7 protein-coding genes are annotated in these 10,108 nt (G+C 65.3%); all 7 read right to left on the bottom strand.

Annotation, left to right across the window (positions count from 1 at the left end; genetic code table 11):
* Positions 1-362: 362 nt before the first annotated feature.
* The gene (locus tag ACTHNE_RS15565; RefSeq protein ID WP_324944797.1) at positions 363-1,259 is read right to left on the bottom strand and encodes a DMT family transporter; all 897 of its coding nucleotides are present in this window, start codon (positions 1,257-1,259) and stop codon (positions 363-365) included.
* Entirely contained in the window at positions 1,256-2,122 is an 867-nt protein-coding gene (locus tag ACTHNE_RS15560; RefSeq protein WP_324944794.1) for a glycosyltransferase family 2 protein, read from the bottom strand. Before ACTHNE_RS15560 ends, ACTHNE_RS15565 begins: the two co-directional genes overlap by 4 nt.
* Before the next feature lie 105 nt (positions 2,123-2,227).
* The gene (locus ACTHNE_RS15555; RefSeq protein WP_440269731.1) at positions 2,228-2,926 is read right to left on the bottom strand and encodes a hypothetical protein; all 699 of its coding nucleotides are present in this window, start codon (positions 2,924-2,926) and stop codon (positions 2,228-2,230) included.
* A gap of 303 nt (positions 2,927-3,229) precedes the next feature.
* Positions 3,230-7,117 (bottom strand): phosphoribosylformylglycinamidine synthase, encoded by a 3,888-nt coding sequence (gene purL, locus ACTHNE_RS15550; RefSeq protein ID WP_440269730.1) that lies wholly within the window; start codon positions 7,115-7,117, stop codon positions 3,230-3,232.
* 157 nt (positions 7,118-7,274) lie between these two features.
* Positions 7,275-8,144 (bottom strand): DNA ligase, encoded by an 870-nt coding sequence (locus ACTHNE_RS15545; protein ID WP_324944786.1) that lies wholly within the window; start codon positions 8,142-8,144, stop codon positions 7,275-7,277.
* Between the two features lie 73 nt (positions 8,145-8,217).
* Complete coding sequence (locus tag ACTHNE_RS15540; RefSeq protein ID WP_324944783.1) at positions 8,218-8,994, bottom strand: disulfide isomerase DsbC N-terminal domain-containing protein; 777 nt, start codon at positions 8,992-8,994, stop codon at positions 8,218-8,220.
* Between the two features lie 111 nt (positions 8,995-9,105).
* Positions 9,106-10,029 carry a site-specific tyrosine recombinase XerD gene (gene xerD, locus ACTHNE_RS15535; RefSeq protein WP_324944780.1) on the bottom strand — a complete coding sequence of 308 codons (924 nt, stop codon included), beginning with the start codon at positions 10,027-10,029 and terminating at the stop codon, positions 9,106-9,108.
* Positions 10,030-10,108 lie beyond the last annotated feature (79 nt).

Raw genomic sequence — 10,108 nt, 5'->3', positions numbered from 1 at the left:
TCGCGTTACCGCGCGGCGCCGCGGCGCTGAGGACCACACGCTAGTTTCCCAACCCACGAAGCTGTGCTTTGACCCCTCAGCGCCGCGGCGCCTCGCGGTATCGCGACCAGGTGGAAGCGGGCGTGCCGACTTCCATCGCAGTGCCTCAAGCTTTCAGGCTTGTAACCTGCGTAGCGCCATAAGCTCTTCAGGCCGTTTCTTTGGGTTACTTTTCTTTGGGCCAGCAAAGAAAAGTGACTCGAGCGCCTTCGGCGATCGAAAGCGCCGCAGGCAATCGTCAACGTCCACGCTCGGCTAGCTTCCTCGCGCGATCATCTTTTCAAACCGCAAAACGAGGGGATACGTCAGAGCGCAACCCCAACCTACACCTCGTGATGGATCGCTTCTGCCGGCGGTTCGCTGCGAGGGCTAAGTTCCACCAGATACATCGCTGCAAGCACCAGCGCGCCACCGCAAAGCATGCGCCAGGTCAGCACGTCGCTGCCAAAGGCCACTGCGAACGCCGCTGCGAAAACCGGTTCGGTGGTCATCACGATCGCCGCGCGTGTGGCCGGAAGATGCGCCTGCGCCCAGGTCTGCATCAGCATTGCGCCGGCGCCGGCGATCAAGGCCATGTACAGCACCGCGATCCACGCGTTGCGATCGGGCGGCAGCGTCGGGCCGCCGTGGCCGGCAGTGGCCAGCAGGCACACCAATGCAATCACGGCCATCTGCACCGCGGACAAGCCGAATGCTTCATCAGCACGAGACCAGTGACCCAGCGCCACGATATGCAAGCCGTAGAGCAGCGCCGATAGCAGCGTGAGCCACACACCCAGATCGACCGAGAACCCATTGAGCGACAGCAAGGCCAGACCCAGCGTGGCCAGGCCAACCGCCAGCCAAACGCTGACCGGCATGCGTTGGCGCAGCAGCAACGTCGCGATGATCGGGGTGAACACCACATACATGCCGGTGACGAAACCGCTCACGCTCGGCGAAATCAACGACAGGCCCCAGGTCTGCAGCAACTGCCCCGAACCGTACAGCGTGCCCAGCACCACGCCGCGCCACAACTGACGGCGTTCCAGCCGCGCGACCTGGCGATGGAACAGCGCAAACATGAAAACCGCCGCGACGATGAAACGTACGGCCAGGAAATCCGCCACCGGCATGCGATCGACCACACCCTTGATCATCACAAAGGTGGAACCCCATACCGCCGTCATCACCAGCAGACCGATGGTCGCCAGCAGGCTCACGCGCGAGGTCGCGCTCATCGCGTCATCATCCGCAACCACTGCCCCGGAATTTTCAGCAGGAAACGCAGCCAGATACCCGTCCACACCACCGTGGCGAGCAGAGGATTGCGCGCCGAAGGATCGAACTTGCGGAACCAGCGCCACATGCCGCGGTGCTTGTGATAGCTCACGAACACCGGGCGATGCTTGCTCGAGCCGCCCTTGCCGTGCAGCACACGCACGTCGCCGGCCAGCAGCACGCGCCAGCCTGCATCGCGCACGCGGCGGCACAGGTCCAGGTCTTCGCAATGCAGGAAATACTTTTCGTCGAAACCGTGCAGGGTTTCGAATACGTGATCGCGTATCAGCATCACCGCGCCGGAAACGGCCTCTGCGTCCACCACGTGGTCTGGAATGGAGTGTGCATTCACGCCGCCGCTGCGCTTGAACAGCGTGGCGAGTGCGCGGCCCAATACCGGATCGCGGCGGAATGAAGCCGGATCGGGCACGCCCTGCGCATCGCACACCACCGCACCGACCAGGCCCGCCTTGTGTTCCGTCGCCAGCACATCCAGCAGTCGGCGCAGGCTGGCGTCGTCGATCAGGCAATCGGGGTTGAGGATGAGCAAGACGTCGCCGTGCGCCTGCGAGACGGCGCGATTCACCGCCGGGCCGAAACCGAGGTTGGCGTGGTTGTAGATCACCTTGAAACGCGCATCGTTTTCGCGGGCGCGCGCGATCGCTTGCGGGATGCCGTCGGAGGATGCGTTGTCGATCAGCAAAAGTTCGAGCGGAACCGTGCACGCAAGCACGCTCTTGACGCAGTCACGCAAGCTCGGGCCGCTGTCGGCCGAGACGATGATCACGCTGAGCTGCGTATGGGACGGATCGAATGCGGGCATGTCGTGGCTTGCTTGATGGCTGGTTACGGCAACGCGGTTTTCGTAGCGACCGTCGTCCCTGACGGCCATCTTCGCCAATGCAAGGCCGGTTTCGCGGCCGTGACATCACGAAGATGAGGTGTCCCCAAACACATCCTGGCCCAGCACATGCGACAGCGCCAACGGCGGCTGATCGTCATGACGGTTCAACCAGGCCTCACCGGCATGCCAACCATACAGTTGCCAGCCGCACAGCCGGTACTGCTTGCGGTGTTCGCGATCGTACAGCACCACACCCTGCCACGCCGTCATCGGCATCGCCAGCCAGCGCTGTCCCGGCGCCATGGACAGCTGCGGCTCGACATGCTCGATGCACGCATCGGCGCCGATGCGGCAACGATGCGCGTCGATCATGCGGATATCGGGCTCGGCGCCATCCACGGGCAACCAGGTCGGCGGCAGCAGCTCGATCAAGGTCTCGGCAGGACCGATCGGCGCCATCGCCATCTCGCGCCACTCAGGCGACGCGGCAGCCAGCGCCGCATTGCGTTGCGAGCGCCGATCCTGCCACGACTCCAGCAGCACCAGCAGCGAAAAACCGACCAGGGCCGCCAACATCGTCAAGGTAAGACCGAGCGCGCGATGATCGAACGCAAGGTAGCTGGCGATCAACAGCCCGGCCAGGCCCCAACGCAACGCCCGCCGCAATGCGCCGGCGTAAGGCTGCAGGTAGGGCGAGCGCGTCGCCTGGATCACCGCCAACGCCAGCATTGACGGCAGCCCTGTCCACCACGGTAGGCATGCCAGCAACACCATCCAGGCCATGGCCAGCGCATGCGCCGGCCATCGGCTTCGCAACGCGGCCAGGAATGACCGGATCACAGCTGCGCAGGCGTCACCGGCTCTGTCCGTTCGCAGGCCACAGGACCATCGGCGAAGGCAGACTGGTCGTCTGTCGAGACGATGGGCCGAAGGGATGCGGACGGACAGAGCCGGCCTCGACGAATTGAATCAAACGATGAGGTGATGTCCAGAAGGCTTGCAGGCTGCGCCGCGCGACTTGAACAGACGGCCAGTCTGCCCTGCATCGCGCGACACACCCTGCGAGCCTTCTGGACATCATGCCGCCTACGCAGCTGTGATCCGGGCATCCCCCACGCCGCACCACACCCTGGCGTTGCGGAACATGCGCATCCACGGCGAATCCTCGCCCCAGGATTCCGGATGCCAGCTCATCTGCACGGTGCGGAACACGCGTTCGGGATGCGGCATCAGGACGGTGACGCGGCCATCGGCGGCAGTGAAGCCGGCCAGGCCACCGGGCGAGCCGTTGGGGTTGAGCGGATAGTGCTCGGTGGGCTTGCCGCGGTTGTCCACGAAGCGCACCGCACCGCCCGCCTTGGAAGGACTGCACGCAGCCGGGAAGCTCACCCGGCCCTCGCCGTGTGCGACCGCTACCGGAATGCGCGCGCCGTGCATGCCCTTGAAGAAGATGCTGGGCGAATCGAGCACTTCCAGCGTGGCCAGGCGCGCCTCGTATTGCTCGGAGGCGTTGCGCAGGAATTTCGGCCAATGCTGCGCGCCGGGGATGATCTCCTTGAGCTGGCTCAGCATCTGGCAGCCGTTGCACACGCCGAGCGCGAACTTGCTGGTGTCGGCGAAGAACGCACTGAACTGCGCGCGCAGTGCATCGTTGTAGAGAATCGACGCCGCCCAGCCGCGGCCGGCGCCGAGCACGTCACCGAAGGAGAACCCGCCGCACGCCGCAAAGCCGCGGAAATCGGCAAGCGTGATGCGCCCGCTGACCAGGTCGGACATGTGCACGTCCACCGCCTCGAAGCCGGCACGCGTGAACGCGGCAGCCATTTCCACCTGTCCGTTGACGCCCTGCTCGCGCAGGATCGCCACACGCGGACGCACGCCCTTGCTGATATACGGCGCCGCGATGTCTTCGGCCGGATCGAAGGTCAGTTTCGGATGAATGCCGGCATCGGCATCATCGATACGCCATTCCAGTTCCGCATCGGCGGTGACCGGGTTGTCGCGCAGGCGCTGCATCGCGTGGCTGGTTTCGTTCCAGGCCTTGAACAACTGCGTCCAGTTCCACTTGAACAGCGTGTCGCCGTTGAGGAACAGCTTGATGCCGAGTTTTTCCTTCGGACGGCCGATACGATTGCTCATGCCGGCCAGGCCGTGCTTGATCAGCAGCGATTCGAACGCCTCGCGATTGGCCACGGCCACCTGCAGTACGGCGCCCAGCTCTTCGTTGAACAGCGCGCGCAATGTGGCTTCAGCCCAGCCGTCCAGCGTGATTGCCAGGCCGCAGCGGCCGGCAAAGGCCATTTCCAGCAAGGTAACGATGACGCCACCGTCGGAGCGATCGTGATAGGCCAGCAGCATGCCGGCGCGGTTCGCTTCCTGCACCAGATCGAACAAGGCCTTCAGGCGCTTGGCGTCGTCCAGGTCCGGCGGCACGCCGCCGCCGCGGTTGAACACTTGGGTCAGCGCCGAGCCGCCGAGACGTCCGCGGCCGGCGCCGAGATCGATCAGCCATAGATCGGAATCGCCGCGATCCAGCCGCAGTTGCGGCGTGAGCGTGCGGCGCGCGTCGTCGACGCGGGCGAAGCCGGTGATCACCAGCGACACCGGCGCGACCGTGCGCTGCGCGGTTTCGCCGTCGTGCCACACGGTCTGCATGGAGAGCGAATCCTTGCCGACCGGGATGGAGATATCCAGCTCCGGACACAGTTCCATGCCGACGGCTTTCACCGCGTCGAACAAGGCAGCGTCTTCGCCCGGATGATTCACCGCCGCCATCCAGTTGGCGGAAAGGCGCACTTCGTTCAAGTGTTCGATCGGCGCCGCGGCCAGATTGGTGATCGCCTCGCCCACCGCTAGGCGCGCCGCACCCGCACTGTTGAGCAAAGCCACCGGCGCGCGTTCGGCCATCGCCATCGCTTCGCCCTTGTAGCCTTCGAAATCCAGCAGCGTGACGGCGCAGTCGGCCACCGGCACCTGCCACGGGCCCACCATCGGATCGCGCGCGCACAAACCGCCGACGGTGCGATCGCCGATGGTGATCAGGAAGCTCTTGCTGCCCACGGTCGGCAGGCGCAGCACGCGCATCAGCGCTTCGGCCATGCCGATGCCGCTCAAATCCGGAATCAGGTCGATGCGCGGCTTGATGTGCTTGGTGTCGCGATGCATGCGCGGCGCCTTGCCGAACAGCACGTCCATCGGCAGGTCGATCACGGTGAGGTTGCGGCGCGGATCGGTGACACGCAGCACGCGTTCCTGCGTGGCCGTGCCGACCACCGCATAAGGGCAACGCTCGCGCGCGCAATAAGCTTCGAACTGCGGCAGATGTTCCTGCGCGATCGCCAGTACGTAGCGCTCTTGCGATTCGTTGCTCCACACCTGCATCGGCGAGAGCGAAGGATCGTCGCACGGCACTTTCGCCAGATCGATCTCGCCGCCCACGCCGGCATCATTGAGCAATTCGGGAATGGCGTTGGACAAGCCGCCAGCACCGACGTCGTGAACGCTGACGATCGGATTGTGTTCGCCGAGCGACCAGCAGGCATCGATCACTTGCTGGCAACGGCGTTCCATTTCGGCGTTGTCGCGTTGCACGGAAGCGAAATCCAGTTCCGCGCTGGACGCGCCGGACGCCATCGACGAAGCCGCACCGCCGCCCAGGCCGATCAGCATGGCCGGACCGCCGAGCACGATCACTGCATGGCCCGGCTGCAGCTCGCGCTTCTGCACATGCTCGTTGCGGATGTTGGCGATGCCGCCAGCGATCATGATCGGCTTGTCGTAGCCGCGACGTACGCCGGCTTCGCCGGTTTCGTGCTCGTAGGTGCGGAAGTAGCCGCCCAGGCACGGACGGCCGAATTCGTTGTTGAACGCGGCGGCACCGAGCGGGCCATCGCGCATGATCTCGAACGCGCTGGCCATGCGCGGCGGCAGCGGACGTTCCACTTCCCACGGCTGCGGGTGGCCGGGAATGCGCAGGTCCGACACGGAGAAACCGGTAAGCCCTGCCTTCGGCTTGGCGCCGCGGCCGGTCGCGCCCTCGTCGCGGATCTCGCCGCCCGCGCCGGTGGCCGCGCCGGGCCACGGTGCGATCGCGGTGGGATGGTTGTGCGTTTCCACCTTGATCGCGTAGTCGATGCGTTCTTCGCTGGCGCGCCACACGCCATCGCTGCCGCAGACGAAGCGCTTGCCGGCATGGCCTTCGACCACCGCCGCGTTGTCCTTGTAGGCGGACAGCGTGTAGGCAGGCGAATGCTGGTGCGTGTTCTTGATCATGGCGAACAGGCTCTTCTCCTGCGCCTCGCCATCCAGCGCCCAGCTGGCGTTGAACACCTTGTGGCGGCAATGCTCGGAGTTGGCCTGCGCGAACATGAAGAGTTCGGCGTCGGTAGGGTCGCGGCCCAGTTCGGCATAGCGCGCGGCGAGATAGTCGATCTCGTCCTCGGCCAGCGCCAGGCCCAGCTCGGTGTTGGCTTTCGCCAGCGCGGCGCGCGGATCGCTGCCCAATGCGATATGCACCAGATCGCCCGGCGTACCCGCCAGGAACAGGCCTTGTGCCTGGTCCAGGCGCGTCAGCACCGATTGCGTCATCGCATCGTGCAGCACTGCCAGCAGGTCGCGGTAGCGCGCATCCTCGCTCGCCGGCAAACCACTGATGTGATAGGCCGTGCCGCGCTCGACGCGGCGCACGTCGAAACCGCAGTCATGCAGGATGTCGGTGGCCTTGCTCGACCAGGGCGAGATGGTGCCCAGCCGCGGCACGATCCACAGCGACGCCAGCTCCGGCTTGCTGTCCTTGGCTTCCAGCGCCTCCAACAGGCGCGTGCGCTGCTCGCCCTCGGGCTCGGCAGCGGTATCGATGAAGTAGACAAACCAGCACGCCTGCACCCGGGTACCACGATGCAGGGCATCCAGGCGGGCATTGAGACGTTCCAGGCGAAACGGCGAGAGGGCGCTCTGCCCGTCGAGTGCGATCATTGCGGGGGGAAAAGGCGCTAGGCGGTGGAGCGGCTTATTGTACCTGAGCCTGAACGGGCTCGCTCCCTCTTCCCCGCCACGGCGGATGCCGGCCATGCGAATTCCGCCCCCTCCGGCGCCTGGCAGATGGCTTGCCGCCTCGTTGAAAGTCTCGCCATCAAGGCTCATCCCGCACGCGCATGAACCGCGCAAACCGCGGCTTGCCGCCGGACGTCATACCTTGATACCGATATGTCACCAGGCTGCCCACGGGCGGCGGATCGCGGCGCTGCGCATCGGTAAAGCCGGTGCCGATGCGAAATCGCGTGCCATCAGGCGCCTCCATCAGCAGCGAGCCCAGCATGCCCTCGTACTTGCCCTTGCCCGGCAGATGGCCGACCACGCGCGCCTCGGCGTCGTCGAACAGCTTGAATTTCAAGAGATCATCGCTGCGCCCGGCGCGATACGGCGAAGCGCCACGATGCAATACCAGGCCTTCGCCGCCATCTCGTGTCACCTCATCGAGCTTGCGCTTGAGTTCGGCTTCGTCATGCAGCTTCCATTGCGGCACGGCCTGCACCCACGGGCAGGCGAGCTGCGCGATCAGCTTCTGCAGCGCCGGGATGCGCGCATCGAACGTGCCGCCATGTGCCGGCAAGTCGAACACCATGTAGCGGATATGCCGCCATGCTTCATCATCGGCCGGCTGCTGGCGGATCGTGGCGGAGGCCAGGTTGAACCGACCGCGGCCCGCCCATAGTTCGCCGTCCATCGGTGTTTTCGGCCAGCCAGCGGTGAACCATGCCGGCGCGTCGATCACCGCGCCGCTGCGGGCGCGCAGTTTTTCGCCGTCCCAGTACCCGCGCACGCCATCGTATTTCTCGCTTACCCAGTAATCGTCGAGCGTGATGCCGGCGTGATAGACGTTCGCCAGCATCACCGGCGCCGGCGTCGCTGCATAAACCGGCGACGCAAGCAACAGACCGATCAGCGCGACCAGGAGCGGCAGCACACGCCATGTGCGTACCGATAGCGGGCATGTAAGCATGAGGCGTCCTTGACCTTGTCTTCGTTATGGCAACGACAAGATTGTCGGGACGCGCTCGAACCGCGTCGATGGATCAACCGCCCTTTTCGGAGTGCTCCTGCACCGCTTGCAGCATTTGCGCGGGCGTCAGGTAACCACCGATCAAGGCGCCGTCTTCGGCGTACACCGCCGGCGTGCCGGACACACCCAGCTTCAAACCGAGATCGAACTGATCCTTGACCGGGTTCTTGCAATCGACGGACTTCGGCTCGTGGCCCTTCTTGGCTTCGGTGAACGCATCGTTGCGATCGGCCGCGCACCAGATGGAGACCATTTCCTTGTAAGTAGCGGTGGGTTTTCCGTCGTCACCGGTCACGCCGGAGCGCGGCCACGCCAGGTACTGCACGGCGATGCCTTCCTTGTTGAGCGTTTTCACTTCTTCGTGCAACACGCGGCAATACGGACAGGTCACGTCGGTGAACACGGTGACCGTGTACTTGGGATGTTCCGGCGCGAACACGATGCGATCGGACACTGGCACTTTCGCCAGCTCCGCCTTGCGGTAGGCGGCCCATGCATCATCAGTGAGGCTGGCGCCCTTGGCGGCGTCGATCAGCTGGCCGTTCAACACATACTTGCCATCGCTGCTGACGTAAACCAGATGGCCGGACGCGATCACCTGGTAGAAGCCCGGCAAGGGCGAGGGCGTGATCTGGTCGATCTTCGCCTTCGGCACCAGCTTCAGCAGTGTTTGCCGCACGACGGCCTCGGGCGTGTTGGCGGCAGGCGGCGTGGACACCGTGGCCGACGCCAGCGCCGCACCCGCGTGCATCGCCAACACGCCCGCGCAGAGCATCAGCCGTAACTTCATGGACATACAACCTCTTGGCCGGGCGGCCAGTTGAGCGAAATAGGTCGAGTATCGCATACGGCCCGCTACGGCCCGTTGTAGGCGCATGCCCAGAGCGTGCGCCCGATCGCACTAACCGCGCGGATGGTGCTCGGCATGCAGGCGCTTGAGCCCTTCCTTGGCCACCAGCGTATAAATCTGCGTGGTGCTCAGCGCGCTGTGACCCAGCAGCATCTGCAAGGCGCGCAGGTCGGCGCCATGGTTCAACAAGTGCGTGGCGAAGGAGTGCCGCAGCACGTGCGGCGAAATGCGCTTGCTGTTGATGCCGACGGACACGGCATGACGCTTGACCAGCGTCCAGAACATCTGCCGCGTCATGCCCTCGCCGCGCTTGCTCAGGAACAGCGACACCGGCTGGCGTCCCTTGGCCAGCACGGGACGCGCCTGGGCGAGATAGGCCTGGATGTATTCCAGCGCCACCTCGCCCACCGGCACCAGCCGATCCTTGCCGCCTTTGCCGGTGACGCGCAGCACGCCCTGGCGCGTGTTCAACGCTGCCAGCGGCAGCTCCACCAGCTCGGAAACGCGCAGGCCGGAGGCGTACATCAGTTCCAGCATGGCGCGGTCGCGCAGGCCCAGCGTGCTGGAAACGTCCGGCGCGTGCAGCAGGCCTTCCACTTCGCGCTCGGCCAATGCCTTGGGCAGGCTGCGCGGCGTTTTGGGGCGCTCGATCAGCAGGGTGGGATCTTCGAAACCCGGTTCGTTACGCACCAGCGATGCATAGAACCGGCGGAACGCGGACTGCCGGCGCGCCATCGAACGCACCGCCACTGGCTGCGAGCCATGGAACGCCGACAGGTCTTCGCGCTGAGCGGTGCGCAGGTTTCGCCCGCGGCCGGCCAGCCAGCGCGACAGCGCTTCCAGATCCTGGCGATAGGCCTCAAGCGTGCGTTCGGCCAGCCCGTCTTCAGACCAGACCCGCTCGATGAAAGCGGCGATCTCCTGCTCGTCGGCCTCCGCAATGGCCGCCGGCTCTTTACTCGTGTTCTGCTTCATGCGCAGGATGCTGGGTGTTACGCGCGCGCTGCGCAAGCGCGCCACGCCCTCACGCGGAAAACCACAGGCCATCCATGAC

Source organism: Dyella sp. (genome assembly GCF_051954575.1).
Taxonomy (GTDB): Bacteria; Pseudomonadota; Gammaproteobacteria; order Xanthomonadales; family Rhodanobacteraceae; genus Dyella_B.
This window is presented reverse-complemented; position numbering and strand designations above follow the sequence as displayed.